This is a genomic window from Streptomyces sp. NPDC111520 (genome assembly GCF_055635295.1).
In genome coordinates, this window is sequence record NZ_JBVKBW010000013.1 from 60,655 (window position 1) to 80,018 (window position 19,364).

The 19,364-nt window shown below is 71.1% G+C and carries 17 protein-coding genes; 15 read left to right on the forward strand and 2 right to left on the reverse strand.

Annotated elements, in window-relative coordinates; translation table 11 throughout:
* Positions 1-112 precede the first annotated feature (112 nt).
* Complete coding sequence (locus ACZ7MY_RS28495; RefSeq protein ID WP_499606113.1) at positions 113-769, reverse strand: MBL fold metallo-hydrolase; 657 nt, start codon at positions 767-769, stop codon at positions 113-115.
* A gap of 4 nt (positions 770-773) precedes the next feature.
* Entirely contained in the window at positions 774-1,505 is a 732-nt protein-coding gene (locus tag ACZ7MY_RS28500) for a maleylpyruvate isomerase family mycothiol-dependent enzyme (protein WP_499606115.1), read from the reverse strand.
* A 210-nt stretch (positions 1,506-1,715) separates the two neighbouring features.
* On the opposite strand from ACZ7MY_RS28500, the gene uvrA reads away from it, so the two are divergent.
* The 15 genes from uvrA to pgi all read left to right on the forward strand — a co-directional run bounded on the left by uvrA (position 1,716) and on the right by pgi (position 19,361).
* The gene (gene uvrA, locus ACZ7MY_RS28505; RefSeq protein ID WP_499606117.1) at positions 1,716-4,631 is read left to right on the forward strand and encodes an excinuclease ABC subunit UvrA; all 2,916 of its coding nucleotides are present in this window, start codon (positions 1,716-1,718) and stop codon (positions 4,629-4,631) included.
* A 76-nt stretch (positions 4,632-4,707) separates the two neighbouring features.
* Positions 4,708-5,127 carry a QcrA and Rieske domain-containing protein gene (locus ACZ7MY_RS28510; protein WP_499606119.1) on the forward strand — a complete coding sequence of 140 codons (420 nt, stop codon included), beginning with the start codon at positions 4,708-4,710 and terminating at the stop codon, positions 5,125-5,127.
* Between the two features lie 39 nt (positions 5,128-5,166).
* Positions 5,167-7,260, forward strand: a complete 2,094-nt coding sequence (gene uvrC, locus ACZ7MY_RS28515; protein WP_499606121.1) for an excinuclease ABC subunit UvrC — start codon at positions 5,167-5,169, stop codon at positions 7,258-7,260.
* Entirely contained in the window at positions 7,257-8,180 is a 924-nt protein-coding gene (gene rapZ, locus ACZ7MY_RS28520) for an RNase adapter RapZ (protein ID WP_499606123.1), read from the forward strand. Before uvrC ends, rapZ begins: the two co-directional genes overlap by 4 nt.
* Positions 8,177-9,184 carry a gluconeogenesis factor YvcK family protein gene (locus ACZ7MY_RS28525; RefSeq protein ID WP_499606124.1) on the forward strand — a complete coding sequence of 336 codons (1,008 nt, stop codon included), beginning with the start codon at positions 8,177-8,179 and terminating at the stop codon, positions 9,182-9,184. The genes rapZ and ACZ7MY_RS28525 overlap by 4 nt, the downstream gene beginning before the upstream one ends.
* Entirely contained in the window at positions 9,175-10,152 is a 978-nt protein-coding gene (gene whiA, locus ACZ7MY_RS28530) for a DNA-binding protein WhiA (protein WP_319136625.1), read from the forward strand. Before ACZ7MY_RS28525 ends, whiA begins: the two co-directional genes overlap by 10 nt.
* Before the next feature lie 173 nt (positions 10,153-10,325).
* A complete protein-coding gene (gene gap, locus ACZ7MY_RS28535; RefSeq protein WP_499606125.1) occupies positions 10,326-11,330 on the forward strand; it encodes a type I glyceraldehyde-3-phosphate dehydrogenase in 1,005 nt (334 codons plus the stop codon).
* Between the two features lie 129 nt (positions 11,331-11,459).
* Positions 11,460-12,671, forward strand: a complete 1,212-nt coding sequence (locus ACZ7MY_RS28540; RefSeq protein WP_499606126.1) for a phosphoglycerate kinase — start codon at positions 11,460-11,462, stop codon at positions 12,669-12,671.
* A 4-nt stretch (positions 12,672-12,675) separates the two neighbouring features.
* Positions 12,676-13,452, forward strand: a complete 777-nt coding sequence (gene tpiA, locus ACZ7MY_RS28545) for a triose-phosphate isomerase (protein WP_499606127.1) — start codon at positions 12,676-12,678, stop codon at positions 13,450-13,452.
* A 118-nt stretch (positions 13,453-13,570) separates the two neighbouring features.
* Entirely contained in the window at positions 13,571-13,807 is a 237-nt protein-coding gene (secG, locus tag ACZ7MY_RS28550; RefSeq protein WP_018557252.1) for a preprotein translocase subunit SecG, read from the forward strand.
* A 162-nt stretch (positions 13,808-13,969) separates the two neighbouring features.
* Positions 13,970-14,305, forward strand: coding sequence for an RNA polymerase-binding protein RbpA (locus ACZ7MY_RS28555; protein ID WP_361803309.1), 336 nt, complete (start codon positions 13,970-13,972; stop codon positions 14,303-14,305).
* Positions 14,306-14,414: 109 nt separating this feature from the next.
* Complete coding sequence (locus tag ACZ7MY_RS28560; protein ID WP_499606128.1) at positions 14,415-15,395, forward strand: N-acetylglucosamine kinase; 981 nt, start codon at positions 14,415-14,417, stop codon at positions 15,393-15,395.
* 158 nt (positions 15,396-15,553) lie between these two features.
* Positions 15,554-16,321: a sugar isomerase domain-containing protein gene (locus ACZ7MY_RS28565; protein WP_499606129.1), complete on the forward strand. Its 768-nt coding sequence runs from the start codon at positions 15,554-15,556 to the stop codon at positions 16,319-16,321.
* 78 nt (positions 16,322-16,399) lie between these two features.
* On the forward strand, positions 16,400-17,653 hold the full coding sequence (locus ACZ7MY_RS28570; protein WP_499606131.1) for an MFS transporter: 1,254 nt from the start codon (positions 16,400-16,402) through the stop codon (positions 17,651-17,653).
* A gap of 46 nt (positions 17,654-17,699) precedes the next feature.
* The gene (gene pgi / locus ACZ7MY_RS28575) at positions 17,700-19,361 is read left to right on the forward strand and encodes a glucose-6-phosphate isomerase (protein WP_499606132.1); all 1,662 of its coding nucleotides are present in this window, start codon (positions 17,700-17,702) and stop codon (positions 19,359-19,361) included.
* The last annotated feature ends 3 nt before the right edge of the window (positions 19,362-19,364 follow it).

A 19,364-nucleotide genomic window follows, 5' to 3' on the forward strand; every position in this document is an offset into this window, starting at 1 on the left:
TATCACCAGCTGGGTGGCAGTCCGGCCGGGGGGGGGGGGGGTACCCACCGGGCCCCACCCACCCCCTTGCGGGGGGTTGCCCCCCCCCCCGGGCCCCCCGCCACCGGGGCCGTCACCAGCCCCGTTCGCGCCATTCGCCGAGGTGGGGGCGCTCGTCGCCGAGCGTGGTGTCCTTGCCGTGACCGGGGTAGACCCAGGTCTCGTCCGGGAGGCGGTCGAAGAGCTTGGCCTTGACCCCCTCGTAGAGGCTCGTGAAGTGGTCCGGGTTGTCGTGCGTGTTGCCGACGCCGCCCGGGAAGAGGCAGTCACCGGTGAAGATGTGCGGGTGCCCGTGGGGGTCGTCGTAGATCAGGACGATGCTGCCGGGCGTGTGGCCGACCAGGTGCCGGGCGGTGAGCTCGACCCGGCCGACCTGGATCCGGTCGCCGTCCTCGACCGGCACGTCGGTGGGGACGGGGATCCCCTCGGCGTCGTGGCGGCCCGCGTAGGTGCGGGCGCCGGTCGCGTCGACCACGGCCCGCAGCGCCTGCCAGTGGTCGGCGTGGCGGTGGGTGGTGACGACGGACGCGAGACCGTCGTTTCCGGCGACCTCCAGGAGCGTGTGCGCGTCGTTCGCCGCGTCGACGAGCAGCTGCTCGTCGGTGGCGCGGCAGCGCAGCACGTATGCGTTGTTCTCCATGGGGCCGACCGCGACCTTGGTGATGATGAGGTCCTTGAGTTCGTGCACGTCGGGCGCGCCCCCGACCGTGACCTCGCCGCTGTACGTCATGGCGTCAGCCTAGTGGCGGCAGCACCGGCAGCGGCACGTCGGGCCGGGCGGACAGGCCGTCGCCGTCGGAGCGGCCGCTGACCCAGGCGAGCAGCGCGTGCCGGGGCCCGTCGACGGTGAGTTCGGGCTCGCTGGCGGCGCCGATCACCCACTTCTCGCCGCTCTCGGTGTCGTGGATGCGGACGGCGGCGACCCCCTCGTGGCCCGACAGGTCGTCGATGATGGCGCCGAGCTCCCGCGCCGCGAAGTCGTCGGGGAGGTGCGCGCAGGTGTACTCCAGGCCGAGGTCGACGTGGTGGAAGTAGATCTCCAGGAGCCGCAGGTACGGGATCTCCGCCGCGGCGGTCACCCGGCCGGAGCGCATGACGACCTGCGCGGCCCAGTTCTGCGGCGGCAGCTCCTCGATGGCCAGGGCCAGCCGGTCGGCGGAGGTCCGCAGGTCGTCGAGGTGCTCGGCGAGGGTGCGGCCGGCGCCCGCCTCGATGTCCTTCTCCCGGCGCTCGCCGCTCTCGTACTGCGGGGTCTCCTCGCCGGTGCGGGCCCAGATGAGCAGGTTGACCAGGGAGTCGGCGTTGCGCGCGAGGTGGGCCAGCACATGGCCGCGGGTCCAGCCCGGCAGCCGCGACGGCTCGGCGACGCACGCGGGGGGCATGGCGGCCACGGTCTCGATCAGTCGTTCGGTGGCCGCTCGGAGTTCGGCCGCATCGTGGTCGGGGTCGGGTCGTTGGACAGACACGGGGCCTCCTGGTCGGACGTGATCGACGTCTCCACGGAGACGCTAGCGCGGGACACTCATTCGGGTGAAGCTGCCGCACCGATGCCGGAAATCGAATGTGCGTGCTATAGGCTCGCTGTCAACACAACCGGAAGAAAACTCGTCGGCGCCCCGTTTAGGCTGTCTGGGGGTGCTGTCCCCTTGTCTGCCTTTTGAAAGGTGCGCACTGGCGTGGCCGATCGTCTCACCGTCCGTGGCGCTCGCGAGCACAATCTGAAGAACGTCTCGCTCGACCTGCCACGGGACTCGCTCATCGTGTTCACCGGCCTCTCGGGGTCGGGCAAGTCCTCCTTGGCGTTCGACACGATCTTCGCCGAGGGCCAGCGTCGCTACGTGGAGTCGCTCTCCTCGTACGCACGGCAGTTCCTGGGCCAGATGGACAAGCCGGACGTCGACTTCATCGAGGGCCTGTCGCCCGCGGTCTCGATCGACCAGAAGTCCACCTCGCGCAACCCGCGCTCGACGGTCGGCACGATCACCGAGGTCTACGACTACCTCCGCCTGCTCTTCGCCCGCATCGGCAAGCCGCACTGCCCCGAGTGCGGCCGGCCGATCTCCCGGCAGTTGCCCCAGGCGATCGTGGACCGGGTGCTGGAGCTGGAGGAGGGTTCCCGCTTCCAGGTGCTCTCGCCGCTGGTGCGCGAGCGCAAGGGCGAGTTCGCCGACCTCTTCTCCGACCTGCAGACCAAGGGCTACAGCCGGGCCCGGGTGGACGGCGTGACCGTCCAGCTGACCGACCCGCCGAAGCTCAAGAAGCAGGAGAAGCACACCATCGAGGTGGTCATCGACCGCCTCACCGTCAAGGAGAGCGCCAAGCGCCGGCTGACCGACTCGGTCGAGACCGCCCTGGGCCTGTCCGGCGGCATGGTGATCCTGGACTTCGTCGACCTCCCCGAGGACGACCCGCAGCGCGAGCGGATGTTCTCCGAGCACCTCTACTGCCCGTACGACGACCTGTCCTTCGAGGAGCTGGAGCCGCGCTCCTTCTCCTTCAACTCGCCCTTCGGCGCCTGCCCGGAGTGCACCGGCATCGGCACCCGCATGGAGGTCGACCCGGAGCTGATCGTCCCCGACGAGGACAAGTCCCTCGACGAGGGCGCCATCGCCCCCTGGTCGCTCGGCCACACCCGGGACTACTTCCAGCGCCTGATCGGCGCGCTCGCCGACGAGCTGGGCTTCCGTACCGACATCCCGTGGGCGGGGCTGCCGCAGCGCGCGAAGAAGGCCCTGCTCAACGGCCACAAGACGCAGATCGCGGTGCGCTACCGCAACCGCTACGGGCGCGAGCGCTCGTACACCACCTCCTTCGAGGGCGCGATCCCCTTCGTCCGCCGCCGGCACGCGGAGTCCGAGAGCGACTCCAGCCGCGAGCGCTTCGAGGGGTACATGCGCGAGGTGCCCTGCCCCACCTGTGAGGGCACCCGCCTCAAGCCGATCGTCCTGGCGGTCACCGTCCAGGAGAAGTCCATCGCCGAGGTCGCCGCGATGTCCATCAGCGACTGCGCGGAGTTCCTGCGCGGCATGAAGCTGAGCGCGCGCGAGAAGACCATCGCCGAGCGGGTGCTGAAGGAGGTCAACGAGCGGCTGCGCTTCCTGGTCGACGTCGGCCTGGACTACCTCTCGCTCAACCGCGCGGCCGGCACCCTGTCCGGCGGCGAGGCCCAGCGGATCCGGCTCGCCACGCAGATCGGCTCGGGCCTGGTGGGCGTGCTCTACGTGCTGGACGAGCCGTCGATCGGCCTCCACCAGCGGGACAACCACCGGCTCATCGAGACCCTGGTGCGGCTGCGCGACCTCGGCAACACCCTGATCGTGGTGGAGCACGACGAGGACACCATCAAGACCTCCGACTGGGTGGTCGACATCGGCCCGGGCGCGGGTGAGCACGGCGGCAAGGTGGTGCACAGCGGTTCGCTCAAGGAGCTGCTGCGCAACAAGGAGTCGCTGACCGGCCAGTACCTGGCGGGCAAACGCCGGATCCCGATCCCCGACGTGCGCCGCCCGCTGGACGGGGAGCGCCGGCTGACCGTGCACGGCGCCCGGGAGAACAACCTGCGGGACATCGACGTGTCCTTCCCGCTGGGTGTCTTCACGGCCGTCACCGGGGTCTCCGGCTCCGGCAAGTCCACCCTGGTCAACGACATCCTGTACACGCACCTGGCCCGTGAGCTGAACGGCGCCCGGGGCGTCCCGGGCCGGCACACCCGTGTCGCCGGGGACGACCTGGTCGACAAGGTGGTCCACGTCGACCAGTCGCCGATCGGCCGTACCCCCCGTTCCAACCCGGCCACGTACACGGGTGTCTTCGACCACGTCCGCCGGCTCTTCGCGGAGACGATGGAGGCGAAGGTCCGCGGCTACCTGCCGGGCCGCTTCTCCTTCAACGTCAAGGGCGGCCGCTGCGAGAACTGCTCCGGCGACGGCACCATCAAGATCGAGATGAACTTCCTCCCGGACGTCTACGTGCCGTGCGAGGTCTGCCACGGTGCCCGGTACAACCGGGAGACCCTGGAGGTCCACTACAAGGGCAAGTCCATCGCCGAGGTCCTGGACATGCCGATCTCCGAGGCGCTGGACTTCTTCGAGGCGGTCCCGACGATCGCCCGGCACCTGCGCACCCTCACCGAGGTCGGGCTGGGGTACGTCCGGCTGGGCCAGTCCGCCACGACCCTGTCCGGTGGTGAGGCGCAGCGCGTGAAGCTCGCCTCCGAGCTGCAGAAGCGCTCCACCGGCCGCACGGTCTACGTGCTGGACGAGCCCACCACGGGTCTGCACTTCGAGGACATCAGCAAGCTGATCAAGGTGCTCTCCGGGCTGGTGGAGAAGGGCAACACCGTGATCGTCATCGAGCACAACCTCGATGTGATCAAGACGGCCGACTGGGTCATCGACATGGGCCCCGAGGGCGGCAGCGGCGGCGGTCTGGTGATCGCCGAGGGCACCCCGGAGCAGGTCGCGGGCGTGGGGGCGAGCCACACCGGCAAGTTCCTCAGGGACATCCTCGGCGCCGAGCGGGTCTCCGACGCCCCGCCGGCCCCGGCCAAGAAGCGGGCGGCCCCGCGGAAGAGGGCGGCGGCGAAGGCCTGACGGCGGGGCTCAGGGTTTCGGCACGTATGGTGCAGCTTTCAAGCTCTTTTCCCTACGTGCCGAAGCGGAGCCCCCCATGGCCGACACCAGCGCCCTGCCCCCCTGCCGCCGTACCGTCCTGAAGGGCGCGGCCCTCGTGGGCGTCGCCGGGGTCGGCCTCACCGCCTGCGGCGGTCCCGGCGCGGCGGCCCCCGAGGGTCCCGTAGAGCTGGGCGCGGCCACCGAGGTCCCGGTCGGCGGTGCCAAGCTCTACCGCGAGGCCAAGATAGTCGTGGCGCAGCCCACGCAGGGCAGCTACCGGGCCTTCAGCGCCGTGTGCACCCACCAGGGCTGCACCTGCGACAAGGTGGAGGACACCGCGCTGTCCTGCCCCTGCCACGGCAGCGTCTTCGACGCCGCCACCGGCGCCGTCCGCACCGGCCCCGCGACCAAGCCGCTGACCAAGGTCGACGTCCAGGTCAAGGACGGCAAGCTCGTCGCCGGGACCGGGGCCTGAGACGGCGGGAATGTCACCGTCAATCAGTAGGGTGGGGGCATGGCCGATCCCTCCAGCTACCGCCCCAAGCCGGGACAGATTCCGGACTCTCCCGGGGTGTACAAGTTCCGGGACCAGCACGGCCGGGTGATCTACGTCGGGAAGGCGAAGAGCCTGCGCCAGCGGCTCTCCTCGTACTTCCAGGACCTCGCGAACCTGCACCAGCGCACCCGCACGATGGTCACCACCGCCGCCTCCGTGGAATGGACGGTGGTGGCCACCGAGGTCGAGGCGCTGCAGCTGGAGTACTCCTGGATCAAGGAGTACGACCCGCGCTTCAACGTGAAGTACCGGGACGACAAGAGCTACCCCTCGCTCGCCGTCACCCTGAACGAGGAGTTCCCCCGCGTCCAGGTGATGCGCGGTCCCAAGCGCAAGGGCGTGCGCTACTTCGGCCCGTACGCGCACGCCTGGGCGATCCGCGAGACGGTGGACCTGCTGCTGAGGGTCTTCCCCGTGCGCACCTGCTCCTCCGGGGTGTTCAAGCGCTCCGCGCAGATCGGCCGCCCCTGTCTGCTGGGGTACATCGGCAAGTGCTCGGCCCCCTGCGTCGGCCGGGTCAGCGCCGAGGAGCACCGTGAACTGGCCGAGGAGTTCTGCGACTTCATGGCCGGCCGCACCGGCACCTACCTGCGCCGCCTGGAGCAGCAGATGCGGGACGCGGCCGCGGCCATGGAGTACGAGAGGGCGGCCCGGCTCCGCGACGACATCGAGGCGCTCAAGCGCGCCATGGAGAAGAACGCCGTCGTCCTCGCCGACGCCACCGACGCCGACCTGATCGCCGTCGCCGAGGACGAGCTGGAGGCCGCCGTCCAGATCTTCCACGTCCGCGACGGCCGGGTGCGCGGTCAGCGCGGCTGGGTCACCGACCGGGTCGAGGAGGTCGGCACCCCCGAGCTGGTCGAGCACGCGCTGCAGCAGCTGTACGGCGAGGAGCGGGGCGAAGGGGTGCCCAAGGAGGTGCTGGTGCCCGCGCTGCCCGACCCGTACGAGCCCGTGCAGCAGTGGCTCACCGAGCGCCGGGGCTCCCAGGTGAGCCTGCGGATACCGCAGCGCGGCGACAAGAAGGACCTGATGGCCACCGTGCAGCGCAACGCCCAGCAGGCGCTGGTGCTGCACAAGACCAGGCGCGCCTCCGACCTCACCACGCGTTCCCGCGCCCTGGAGGAGATCGCCGAGGCGCTGGACCTGGACTCGGCGCCGCTGCGCATCGAGTGCTTCGACATCTCCCACCTCCAGGGCGACGACGTCGTCGCCTCCATGGTGGTCTTCGAGGACGGACTGGCCCGCAAGAGCGAGTACCGCCGCTTCCAGATCAAGAGCTTCGCCGGCCAGGACGACGTCCGGTCGATGCACGAGGTGGTCTCCCGGCGCTTCCGTCGCTACCTGCTGGAGAAGCAGAAGACCGGCGAGTGGGTCGACGGCGACGGCGACGGGGCCGAGGTGGTCGACGGCGCCGGCACGGGAGGAGCCGACGGGAACGGCGTCGCGGGCAGCGGCGGCGAGGTCGCCGGCGGACCCATCGACCCGGACACGGGCCGGCCGCGCAAGTTCGCCTACCCCCCGCAGCTGGTCGTCGTGGACGGCGGGCAGCCGCAGGTCGCCGCCGCCCAGCGGGCCCTGGCGGAGCTCGGGGTGGAGGACGTGGCGGTGTGCGGCCTGGCCAAGCGCCTGGAGGAGGTCTGGCTGCCCGGCCAGGACGACCCCGTCATCCTGCCGCGCACCAGCGAGGGCCTGTACCTGCTGCAGCGGGTCCGGGACGAGGCCCACCGCTTCGCCATCGCCTACCAGCGCAACAAGCGATCCAAGTCGATGAGGTCCGGTGCCCTGGACGCGGTGCCGGGCCTCGGCGAGAGCCGCCGCCAGGCGCTGCTGAAGCACTTCGGCTCGCTCAAGCGGCTGCGCGCGGCGACGGTCGAGCAGATCTGCGAGGTTCCCGGGGTCGGCAGGCGCACCGCCGAGGCCGTGCTGGTCGCGCTGGCCGGCGCCGCCCCCGCCGGTCCCGCGGTGAACACCGCCACAGGAGAGATCATTGAGGGAGAGGGGACGGCCGGTCCGGTGACCGTCCCCACGGAACGGGGGCACGACTCATGAACGCGAACGACGGAGGCGGAGAACAGGTGACGACCGGAGGAGCGGGAGAGGCCGCCGAGGCCATCCCCGAACTCGTGATCATCTCGGGCATGTCCGGTGCCGGGCGCAGCCACGCGGCCAAGTGCCTGGAGGACCTCGGCTGGTTCGTCGTGGACAACCTGCCGCCCGCCCTCATCCCCACCATGGTCGACCTCGGCGCCCGCTCGCAGGGCAACGTGGCGCGGATCGCGGTGGTCGTGGACGTCCGCGGCCGGCGCTTCTTCGACAACCTCCGCGAGTCCCTCGCGGACCTGGACTCCAAGGGCGTCAAGCGCCGGGTGCTCTTCCTCGAGGCCTCCGACGAGACGCTGGTGCGCCGTTTCGAGTCGGTGCGCCGCCCGCACCCGCTGCAGGGCGACGGACGCATCGTCGACGGCATCGCCAAGGAACGCGAGCTGCTGAGCGAGCTGCGCGGCGACGCGGACCTGGTGATCGACACCTCCAGCCTCAACGTCCACGAGCTGCGGGCCAAGATGGACGCCCAGTTCGCCGGCGAGGAGGAGCCGGAACTGCGGGCCACCGTCATGTCCTTCGGCTTCAAGTACGGCCTCCCCGTCGATGCCGACCTGGTCGCGGACTGCCGCTTCCTGCCCAACCCGCACTGGGTGCCGGAGCTGCGGCCGTACACCGGTCTCAACGACGAGGTCGCCACCTACGTCTTCAACCAGCCCGGCGCCAAGGAGTTCCTGGACCGCTACGCCGAGCTGCTGCACATCGTCAACGCCGGCTACCGCCGTGAGGGCAAGCGCTACGTGACCATCGCGGTCGGCTGCACCGGCGGCAAGCACCGTAGCGTCGCCATGTCCGAGCGACTGGCCGCGCGGCTGTCCGCCGACGGAGTGGAGACGGTCGTCGTCCACCGGGACATGGGGCGCGAGTGATCAGGACGACTCGGCGCTTGCGCCGGTCGGCGGGGCGCAGCGGGGCCACGCCCAAGGTCGTGGCATTGGGAGGCGGGCACGGACTGTCCGCCTCCCTGTCCGCCCTGCGCCGCATCACCCAGGACCTGACCGCCGTGGTCACGGTCGCCGACGACGGCGGCTCCAGCGGCCGCCTGCGCCAGGAGATGGGGGTGCTGCCGCCCGGCGACCTGCGCAAGGCGCTGGCCGCGCTGTGCGGCGACGACGAGTGGGGCCGGACCTGGTCACAGGTCGTCCAGCACCGTTTCGTCAGCCAGGGCGACCTGCACGGCCACGCGGTCGGCAACCTGCTGATCGTGGCGCTGTGGGAGCAACTCGGCGACCCCGTGGCGGCCCTGGAGTGGGTGGGCCGGCTGCTCGGCGCCCACGGCAGGGTGCTGCCCATGTCGGCGGTGCCGCTGGAGCTCACCGCCACGGTGCGCGGCCACGACCCGGAGGAGCCGGAGGAGGTCACGACCGTCCACGGCCAGGCCACCGTCGCCCTCACCCCCGGTGAGGTGCAGGAGGTGCAACTGGTGCCGAGCGACCCGCCGGCCGTCCCCGAGGCGGTGCAGTCCGTGCTCGACGCGGACTGGGTGGTGCTCGGCCCCGGTTCCTGGTTCTCCTCCGTGATGCCGCACCTGCTGGTGCCCGATCTGGTGTCCGCGCTCATGGAGACCAGGGCCCGCAAGGTGCTCGCGCTCAACCTCGCACCACAACCGGGTGAGACCGAGGGCTTTTCTCCGCAGCGTCACTTGGAGGTTTTGGCCCGACACGCCCCTAAACTCACCATCGACGTGGTGCTGGCCGACGAGGCCGCCGTACTCGACCGCGACAGCCTCATACAGGCAGCCGAGCGTTTGTCGGGCACGGTGGAGCTGGCCCGGGTCGCCGCCCCCGACGGGCCGCGGCACGATCCGGAACTGCTGGCGGCCGCGTTCGACCGGATTTTTCGTATGCATGGAAGGATCGGCCCATGGCGATGACGGCAGCGGTGAAGGACGAGATCTCCCGGCTTCCCGTCACCCGGACCTGCTGCCGAAAGGCGGAGGTCTCGGCGATCCTGCGGTTCGCGGGCGGACTGCACCTGGTCAGCGGACGCATCGTGATCGAGGCGGAGCTGGACACCGGGATCGCCGCGCGCAGGCTGCGCAAGGACATCCTGGAGATCTTCGGGCACTCCTCCGACCTGGTCGTCATGGCGCCCGGCGGACTGCGGCGCGGCAGCCGGTACGTGGTGCGGGTGGTCGCCGGCGGTGACCAGCTGGCCCGCCAGACCGGCCTGGTGGACGGCCGCGGCCGTCCGATCCGCGGCCTGCCCCCGCAGGTCGTGTCCGGGGCCACCTGCGACGCCGAGGCCGCCTGGCGCGGGGCGTTCCTGGCCCACGGCTCGCTGACCGAGCCGGGCCGTTCCTCCTCGCTGGAGGTCACCTGCCCCGGTCCCGAGGCGGCCCTCGCCCTGGTCGGTGCCGCCCGCCGGCTGCAGATCGCCGCCAAGGCGCGCGAGGTCCGCAACGTCGACCGCGTGGTCGTCCGTGACGGTGACGCCATCGGCGCGCTGTTGACGCGGCTCGGCGCGCACGAGTCCGTACTGGCCTGGGAGGAGCGGCGGATGCGGCGCGAGGTGCGCGCCACCGCCAACCGGCTCGCCAACTTCGACGACGCGAACCTGCGCCGCTCGGCCCGCGCCGCGGTCGCCGCGGGCGCGCGGGTGCAGCGGGCCCTGGAGATCCTCGGCGACGACGTGCCCGAGCACCTCGCGGCGGCCGGCCGGCTCCGCATGGACCACAAGCAGGCCTCGCTGGAGGAGCTGGGCTCGCTCGCCGAACCGCCGCTCACCAAGGACGCGGTGGCGGGCCGGATCCGCCGGCTGCTGGCGATGGCCGACAAGCGCGCCTCGGACCTCGGCATCCCGGGCACCGAGTCCAACCTCACCGAGGAGATGGTGGGCTGAGCCCGGCGCGGCCCGCCCGCCCCGTCCGGTTACCGGTCCGTACGGCGGGCACCCGTGGCGCCGATGTCACCGCCGGGAGCACGGGGAGGTAGGGTCGTCCTTGGTCGGGGACATCCCAATACGTCGCAGCCGGAGCGAAATGGCCTCCGGCACACCAGCGAGGAGATCGGTTCGTGACGATCCGCGTAGGCATCAACGGCTTTGGTCGCATCGGTCGCAACTTCTTCCGTGCCGCCCTGGACCAGGGTGCGGACATCGAGATCGTGGCTGTCAACGACCTGGGTGACACGGCTACCACCGCCCACCTGCTCAAGTACGACACGATCCTGGGCCGCCTCAAGGCCGAGGTCACCCACACCGCCGACTCCATCACCGTCGACGGTCACACCATCAAGGTGCTGTCCGAGCGCAACCCCGCCGACATCCCGTGGGGCGAGCTCGGCGTCGACATCGTGATCGAGTCCACCGGCATCTTCACCAAGGCCGCGGACGCCAAGAAGCACATCGAGGGTGGCGCCAAGAAGGTCATCATCTCGGCGCCGGCGTCCGACGAGGACATCACGATCGTGATGGGCGTCAACAACGAGAAGTACGACCCGGCGAAGCACAACATCATCTCCAACGCCTCCTGCACCACCAACTGTGTGGCGCCGATGGCGAAGGTCCTCGACGAGAACTTCGGCATCGTCAAGGGCATGATGACCACGGTCCACGCGTACACCAACGACCAGCGCATCCTGGACTTCCCGCACAAGGACCTGCGCCGCGCCCGTGCCGCCGCGGAGAACATCATCCCCACCTCGACGGGTGCCGCGAAGGCCACCGCCCTGGTGCTGCCGCAGCTCAAGGGCAAGCTGGACGGCATCGCCATGCGCGTCCCGGTCCCGACCGGCTCGGTGACCGACCTGGTCATCGAGCTCGAGCGCGAGGTCACCAAGGACGAGGTCAACGCCGCCTTCCAGAAGGCCGCCGAGGGCCAGCTCAAGGGCATCCTCGAGTACACCGAGGACCCGATCGTCTCCTCGGACATCGTCAACTGGCCGGCCTCCTGCACCTTCGACTCCTCGCTGACGATGGCGCAGGGCAAGCAGGTCAAGGTCATCGGCTGGTACGACAACGAGTGGGGCTACTCCAACCGCCTCGTCGACCTGACCGTGTTCGTCGGCGGCCAGCTCTGACACCCGCTCGACCGCCCGTCATGCGATGAGGACAGGGCCCGAACGACGTGCCGTCGTCCGGGCCCTGTCCCATGACGTGGCGGTTCGGGTGATCCGACCAGTCAGGACCAAGGCAGGGGAGCCTCCACCATGAAGACGATCGACGAACTCGTCGCCGAGGGGGTCGGCGGCAAGCGCGTGTTCGTGCGCGCCGACCTCAACGTGCCGCTGTCCGGCACCACCATCACCGACGACGGCCGTATCCGCGCCGTCGTGCCGACCATCGCCAAGCTGGCCGAGGCCGGCGCCAAGGTGATCGTCGCCTCCCACCTGGGCCGTCCCAAGGGCGCGCCCGACCCGCAGTTCTCGCTCGCCCCCGTCGCCGTGCGCCTGGGCGAACTCCTCGGCACGCAGGTGGCCTTCGCGACCGACACGGTCGGCGAGAGCGCCCGCGCGACGGTGGACGCCCTCACCGACGGTTCGGTGGCGCTGCTGGAGAACCTGCGCTTCAACCCGGGCGAGACCAGCAAGGACGACGCCGAGCGCGGCGCCTTCGCCGAGCAGCTGGCGGGCCTGGCCGAGCTGTACGTCGGTGACGGCTTCGGCGCGGTGCACCGCAAGCACGCCTCGGTCTACGACCTGCCGGCCCGGCTGCCGCACGCCGCGGGTCTGCTGATCGCCACCGAGGTCGGCGTGCTGAAGAAGCTCACCGAGGACGTGGCCCGCCCGTACGCGGTGGTCCTCGGCGGTGCCAAGGTCTCCGACAAGCTGGGCGTGATCGACCACCTGCTGGACCGCGCCGACCGCATCCTGATCGGCGGCGGCATGCTCTTCACGTTCCTCAAGGCCCAGGGCCACGAGGTCGGCAAGAGCCTGGTGCAGGAGGGCCAGCTCGACACCGTCGCGGAGTACCTGGAGCGTGCGAAGGCCAAGGGCGTGGAGTTCGTGCTGCCCCTGGACATCGTGGCCGCGCCGTCCTTTCCCGACCTGAAGAACCCGGTCGCCGGCAACCCCGTGACCGTTTCCGTCGACGCCTTCCCCGGCGACCTGATGGGCCTGGACATCGGTCCGGAGTCCCGCAAGCTCTTCGCCTCGAAGCTCGCCGACGCGGCGACCGTCTTCTGGAACGGCCCGATGGGCGTCTTCGAGCACCCCGACTACGCCGAGGGCACCCGCGCGGTCGCCCAGGCGCTGCTCGACAGCCCAGCGTTCACCGTGGTCGGCGGCGGCGACTCCGCCGCGGCCGTCCGCATCCTGGGCTTCGACGAGAACGCATTCGGCCACATCTCGACCGGTGGCGGCGCGAGCCTCGAGTACCTCGAGGGCAAGACGCTCCCCGGCCTCGCCGCACTGGAGGACTGATCCGATGAGCACGCGCACGCCGATCATGGCGGGCAACTGGAAGATGAACCTCAACCACCTCGAGGCCATCCACCACGTCCAGAAGCTCGCCTTCTCGCTCAACGACAAGGACTACGACGCCGTCGAGGCCGTCGTACTGCCGCCCTACACCGACCTCCGGGGCGTCCAGACCCTGATCGAGGCCGACAAGCTGAAGATCAAGTACGGCGCCCAGGACCTGTCGGCGCACGACTCCGGCGCCTACACGGGTGAGATCTCCGGCCCGATGCTGGCCAAGCTGAAGTGCTCGTACGTGGTCATCGGCCACTCGGAGCGCCGGCAGTACCACCACGAGACCGACGAGCAGGTGAACGCCAAGGTCAAGGCGGCGTTCCGGTACGAGCTGACGCCGATCGTCTGCGTCGGCGAGGGCCTGGACGTCCGCAAGGCCGGCGAGCAGGTGACCTTCACCCTCGCCCAGGTCGACGGTGCCCTGAAGGACGTCCCGGCCGAGCAGGCCGCGACCCTGGTCATCGCCTACGAGCCGGTGTGGGCCATCGGCACCGGTGAGGTCGCCACCCCCGACGACGCCCAGGAGGTCTGCGGGGCGATCCGCGGCCGGCTGGCCGAGCTGTACGGCCAGGAGGTGGCCGACGCGGTCCGCATCCAGTACGGCGGCTCGGTCAAGGCCGGCAACATCGCGGCGATCATGGCGCAGCCGGACGTGGACGGCGCCCTGGTCGGCGGTGCGGCGCTGGACCCGGAGGAGTTCGTCAAGATCATCCGGTTCCGCGACCAGTAAGTTCCGGGGCAGTAGGCTGTCGGGCCCTGCCCGAAGTACTCTGTCGGGGGTCGGAGCGCTGCGCAGCAGCGGCCCGGCCCCCGCGTCGTCCAAGGTCACCGAGAGAGTTGGTCCAGCTGTGGTCATCGGGTTCTCCATCGCCCTCATCATCTTCAGCCTGCTGCTGTTGCTGCTCGTGCTGATGCACAAGGGCAAGGGCGGCGGTCTGTCCGACATGTTCGGCGGCGGCATGCAGTCGTCCGTCGGCGGTTCCTCGGTGGCCGAGCGCAACCTCGACCGGATCACCGTCGTGATCGGTCTGCTGTGGTTTGCCTGCATTGTCGCCCTCGGCCTTCTGTTGAAGTTCCAGAAGTGACCGAGTCCCCGGCTTCCGGGGAGAACTGACGCCTCGTCGTCGGCGCGACTTATCATGGGAGGGCGTCATGGGATACGGTGCCCTTTCCCCGCAGGCGCGGGGGTGAACCGGTCTCCGTAAACTGGGCGACCTCGCAGCACCATCACGCAGGGAGTTACGACCGTGGCAAGTGGCAACGCGATCCGTGGTAGTCGGGTCGGGGCGGGGCCGATGGGAGAGGCCGAGCGGGGCGAGTCCGCGCCGCGCCTGCGCATCTCCTTCTGGTGCTCCAACGGGCACGAGACCCGGCCGAGTTTCGCGAGCGACGCGCAGATCCCCGAGACCTGGGACTGCCCGCGCTGCGGCTTCCCGGCCGGTCAGGACGAGGAGAACCCGCCGGCTCCGCCGCGCACCGAGCCGTACAAGACGCACCTGGCGTACGTACGGGAGCGGCGCAGCGCGGCCGACGGCGAGGCGATCCTCGCCGAGGCGCTGGCCAAGCTGCGCGGCGAGATCTGAGCCGTACCGGCTGAAGCTCCGCGGGGGCCCGGCCCGCGAGGACGCCTTCTTTCGCGGACCGGGCCTGTCGCGTCCCTCCGGTGCGTAACCGGAACGTATACTCCGTGTCGTGTCTCTGGTGATCGGCATCGATGCGGGCGGAACCCGGACGCGCGCCTACCTGGCCGAGGCGGCGCCCGACGGCGTGGTGCTCGGCGAGGGTGAGGGTGGGCCCGGCAACGCGATGACCGTCGAACGCGTGGCGCTGACGCAGCACCTCGCGGACGCCATCCGCGGCGCGGTCCCGGAGGACCGCAGAGGCGAGGTCACGACCGTCGTGGGCGGCTTCGCCGGCGCGGCCCTCGGGACCGGCCCCGAGACGGGTCATGAACTGGCCACCTCCTGTCTGCGGGCGGCGCTCGACAGCCACGGTGTCGGCGCGCCGCACGTGACGGTCTGCGGCGACATCGAGGTCGCCTTCGCCTCCGCGCCGGGCACCCCGGCCGACGGACTGGCGCTGGTCGCCGGTACCGGGGCCGTGGCCGCGCGCATCGAGAAGCGCAACCAGACGCTCGTCGCGGACGGCAACGGCTGGCTGGTCGGCGACGAGGGCAGCGGCTTCTGGCTCGGCCGCGAGGTGATGAGGGCCGCCCTGCGGGCGCTGGACGGGCGCGGACCGTGGACGATCCTGGTCGAGGGCGTGCTCGCCCACTACATGGGCTCACCCGGAGGACCGTACCTCGCGCAGGAGCGCCCCGGCGGCCAGGAGTGCCACGTGCTGCGGAACCGTCTGGTGCCGCTGGTGTACGCCGAACCCCCGGTCAGGCTGGCCCGGTTGAGCCCGCTCGCCGTCGCGGCCGACCGGGACGGCGACGAGGTCGCCGCGACCCTGCTGGACGACGCCGCCGACGAACTCGCCGCGACCGTCGTCGCGTTGGACCCCCGCCCCGGTGAACCCCTGGTCGTCACCGGCGGACTGCTGGGGCCGACGGGTCCGCTGCTCGGCCGCGTCGTGGCCCGTGCCGAGGAGATGGAACTGGACGTCATGCCGGTGCGCGACGGTGGCGCGGGAGCGCTGGCGCTGGCCCGGCTGCGGGTCGACGGGGACTGAGCGGGAGCGAACCGGGCGGTCCGGACGCACCCGAGGGGACGCACCCGACGGGCGGCCCCGACAGGACGCCCCCGCCAGGGGATTGACGTGGACTAGACCTCTCGTCCATCGTTTCGGAGGAGCACCCACCGGATCACTGGACTCAGGGGGAATCGGCCATGGCCGACGACGTGACGACCACCGCCGCACGCTTCGCCGACGAGGCGAGGACGGTCATCGACCGCGTGGTCGCCGCCAACAAGGACTCCGTCGCCGCCGCCGCCCGGCTGCTCGCCGACTGCGTCGCCGCGGACGGCATCGTCCAGGCCTTCGGGACCGGCCACTCGCAGGCCACGGCACTGGAGATCGCCGGACGCGCCGGCGGGCTGATCCCCACCAACCGCATCGGCCTGTCGGACCTGGTGGTCCGCGGTGGCGAGGACCTCTCGGTGCTCTCCGACCCGCTGCTGGAGCGGTCGCCCGGGCTCGGCAAGCGGCTGTACGAACTGGCCGCCCCCCACCCGCGGGACGTCTTCGTCGTGATCTCCAACTCGGGCGTCAACAACTCGATCGTCGACTTCGCCCTCCACGCGAAGGAGGCGGGCCATCCGCTGATCGCCCTGACCTCGCTGCAGCACACCCGTTCCGTCCCGGCGCTGCACGCGTCCGGCAAGAGGCTCGCCGACCTCGCCGACGTCGTCCTGGACAACGGCGCGCCGACCGGTGACGCCCTGCTGCCGCTGCCCGACGGCGGTTCGCTGTGCGGGATCTCGACGATCACCTCGGCCATGCTCGTCCAGATGACCGTCGCCGAGGCCGTGGGCCTGATGACCGCCGAGGGCCACCAGGCGCCGGTGTACGTCTCGGCCAACGTCCCCGGCGGCTTCGAGCGCAACCTCGTCCTGGAGCGCCACTACGGGGAGCGACTGCACCGCGGAGGGTTCTGACCTGCGGCCGAGCAGCGTTGTCAGTGGCCCCCGCTACGGTCTGTGACGAAGGTCGAGGACCGGTGAGCGGGGGTTTCCATGAGCGTCGGCATCGCGTACGACATCGAGCGCGCGCCCGGGTGGCGGGGCGGGTTCGGGCGGCTGTGGACGGCCGCGGCGGTCTCGCGGTTCGGTGACGGGCTGCGGGCGGCGGCGCTGCCGCTGCTCGCCGTGGGGCTGACCGACTCCCCGCTGCTGGTCTCGCTCGTCACCGCCGCGGGCTTCGTCCCCTGGATCCTGTTCGGGCTGCTCGGCGGCGCGGTGGCCGACCGGGTGGACCAGCGTCGCGCCATGTGGGCCGTGGACGCCGTGCGGGGCGGGCTCACGGCCGCCTTCGCGCTCGCCGTGTGGCTGGACCGGGCGGGCATCGTGCTGCTGCTCGTCCTGGCGTTCGCGCTGACCACGCTGCAGACCCTCTTCGACAACGCCGCGACCTCGCTGCTGCCCGCGGTCGTGCCCTCCCGGTCCCTGGGCCGCGCCAACGCCCGGCTGATGACCGCCCAGACCATGGCCGCGACCTTCCTCGCCGCGCCCTTGGTGCCGGTGCTCTTCGGCGTCACTGCGGCGCTGCCGTTCGGGGTGGACGCCCTGACCTACGCGGCCGCCGCCGTGCTGGTCGCCTCGCTGCGGGTGCCCCCGCCCGAACGGGCGGTGCGGCCCGCCGGCCGCACCCTGCGGCAGGACATCGCCGAGGGGATACGCGTGTTGTGGCGGGACCGGGTGCTGCGGGCGCTGTGCACCGCCAACACCGTGGTCAACGTGGGCATCGGCGCCCTGGTGGCGACCCTCGTCCTGCACGTCACCGGCTGGCTCCACGCGGGGCACGCGGGGTACGCCGTCGTGCTGGTCGCGTACGGGGCGGGCAGCGTGGCCGGGGGAGCGGCCGCCGGACGGCTCTCGGCGGTGCTGGGCGGCCGCGTCAGGAGCCTCGCGCCGGGGCTGGCGCTCCAGGCCGGCTGCCTGGTCCTGGCCGGCAGCGTGCGCTCCCTGGCGGTGACCGCGGCCGCGCTGGCCGTCTTCGGCGCCCTCGGCACGGTGTGGAACGTCAACGAGACCACCCTGATGCAGCAGCGCACACCCGAGAAGTTGCTGGGCCGGGTGAGCGCGGCCATGCGCACCCTGGGAGTCGCCGGGGCCCCGCTCGGTGCCCTGCTGGGCGGCGCCGCGGCGCAGATCCTCGGGCCCAACACCCCGTTGCTGCTCGCGGCGGCTCTGGTGGGCTGCGCGTTGCCGGTTCTTCGTCCGATCGTCACCACGCCAGACGGCGGACGTGAAACAACGGCGCGCAGGTAATCAACTAGTTTGGACCTGCAGCAGGAGGACGAGGAGAAGTGGACTGATGTCCGATACCAACACGCAGGGCCGAACCCGTCTCGACCAGCGGCCCGAGTGGCACGCGCTCGCCGAGCACCGCGAGGAGCTGGGCGCGACCCACCTGCGGGAGCTGTTCGACGCCGACCCGGACCGCGCCCGGCGCTACACCGTGCAGGTCGGCGATCTCCATCTGGACTACTCCAAGCACCTGGTGACCGATGAGACACTGCGTCTGCTGCGCGACCTCGCGGCGGCCACCGGTGTCGCGGCGCTGCGGGACGCCATGTTCCGCGGCGAGAAGATCAACGTCACCGAGGACCGCGCGGTGCTGCACACCGCGCTGCGCGCCCCGCAGTCGGCCGACGTCACGGTCGACGGCGTCAACGTCGTGCCCGGCGTCCACCACGTGCTCACCCGGATGGGGAGCTTCGCCCACTCCGTGCGCACGGGCAAGTGGGTCGGCTCGACCGGACGCCGCATCAAGAACGTGGTGAACATCGGCATCGGCGGTTCCGACCTGGGCCCGGCGATGGCCTACGAGGTGTTGCGCGCGTACACCGACCGCGAGCTCACCTTCCGGTTCGTCTCCAACGTGGACGGCGCCGACCTCCATGAGGCGCTGCACGACCTGGACCCCGCCGAGACGCTGTTCATCGTCGCGTCCAAGACGTTCACCACCATCGAGACCATCACCAACGCCACCTCGGCGCGTGAGTGGCTGCTCGACGGGCTCGGCGCCGACGAGAACGCGGTGCGCTTCCACTTCGTGGCCGTGTCCACGAACGCGGCGGAGGTCTCCAAGTTCGGCATCGACACCGACAACATGTTCGAGTTCTGGGACTGGGTCGGCGGCCGCTACTCGTACCCGTCCGCGATCGGGCTCTCGCTGATGATCGCCATCGGCGAGGAGCAGTTCCGGGAGATGCTGGCCGGCTTCCACCTGGTCGACGAGCACTTCCGCACCGCCCCTCCGGAGGCCAACGCGCCGCTGCTGATGGGGCTGCTGGGCGTCTGGTACGGCCAGTTCTTCGACGCGCAGGCGCACGCGGTCCTGCCGTACAGCCACTACCTGTCGAAGTTCACGGCCTACCTGCAGCAGCTCGACATGGAGTCCAACGGCAAGTACGTCGACCGCGAGGGGCGGCCCGTCGACTGGCAGACCGGGCCGGTCGTATGGGGCACACCGGGCACCAACGGGCAGCACGCCTACTACCAGTTGCTGCACCAGGGCACGAAGTTCATCCCGGCGGACTTCATCGGCTTCGCCAACCCGGTCGACGACCTGGAACCGGCCTTCGCCGCACAGCACGACCTGCTGATGGCCAACTTCTTCGCCCAGACCCAGGCGCTGGCCTTCGGCAAGACCAGCGAGGAGGTCCGCGCCGAGGGCGTCCCGGAGGCGCAGGTCCCGCACCGCACCTTCCGCGGCAACCACCCGACGACGACTGTCCTCGCCAAGGAGCTGACCCCCTCCGTGCTGGGCCAGTTGGTGGCGCTGTACGAGCACAAGGTCTTCGTGCAGGGCGCGGTCTGGAACATCGACTCCTTCGACCAGTGGGGCGTCGAGCTCGGCAAGGTCCTCGCCAAGCGCGTGGAGCCCGCCCTGACCGAGGGCGCCGAGGTGGCCGGTCTGGACGCGTCCTCGAAGGCCCTCGTGGCCACCTACCGGTCGCTGCGCGGCCGCTGAGTC

Excerpts from the sequence above, each read along its gene's own strand:
- ACZ7MY_RS28540 (WP_499606126.1), top strand. The coding sequence starts at position 11,460 with ATGAAGACGATCGACGAACTCGTCGCCGAGGGGGTCGGCGGCAAGCGC.
- ACZ7MY_RS28570 (WP_499606131.1), top strand. The coding sequence starts at position 16,400 with ATGAGCGTCGGCATCGCGTACGACATCGAGCGCGCGCCCGGGTGGCGG.
- tpiA (WP_499606127.1), top strand. The coding sequence starts at position 12,676 with ATGAGCACGCGCACGCCGATCATGGCGGGCAACTGGAAGATGAACCTC.
- ACZ7MY_RS28510 (WP_499606119.1), top strand. The coding sequence starts at position 4,708 with ATGGCCGACACCAGCGCCCTGCCCCCCTGCCGCCGTACCGTCCTGAAG.
- whiA (WP_319136625.1), top strand. The coding sequence starts at position 9,175 with ATGGCGATGACGGCAGCGGTGAAGGACGAGATCTCCCGGCTTCCCGTC.
- ACZ7MY_RS28565 (WP_499606129.1), top strand. The coding sequence starts at position 15,554 with ATGGCCGACGACGTGACGACCACCGCCGCACGCTTCGCCGACGAGGCG.
- uvrC (WP_499606121.1), top strand. The coding sequence starts at position 5,167 with ATGGCCGATCCCTCCAGCTACCGCCCCAAGCCGGGACAGATTCCGGAC.
- ACZ7MY_RS28495 (WP_499606113.1), bottom strand. The coding sequence starts at position 769 with ATGACGTACAGCGGCGAGGTCACGGTCGGGGGCGCGCCCGACGTGCAC.
- rapZ (WP_499606123.1), top strand. The coding sequence starts at position 7,257 with ATGAACGCGAACGACGGAGGCGGAGAACAGGTGACGACCGGAGGAGCG.
- pgi (WP_499606132.1), top strand. The coding sequence starts at position 17,700 with ATGTCCGATACCAACACGCAGGGCCGAACCCGTCTCGACCAGCGGCCC.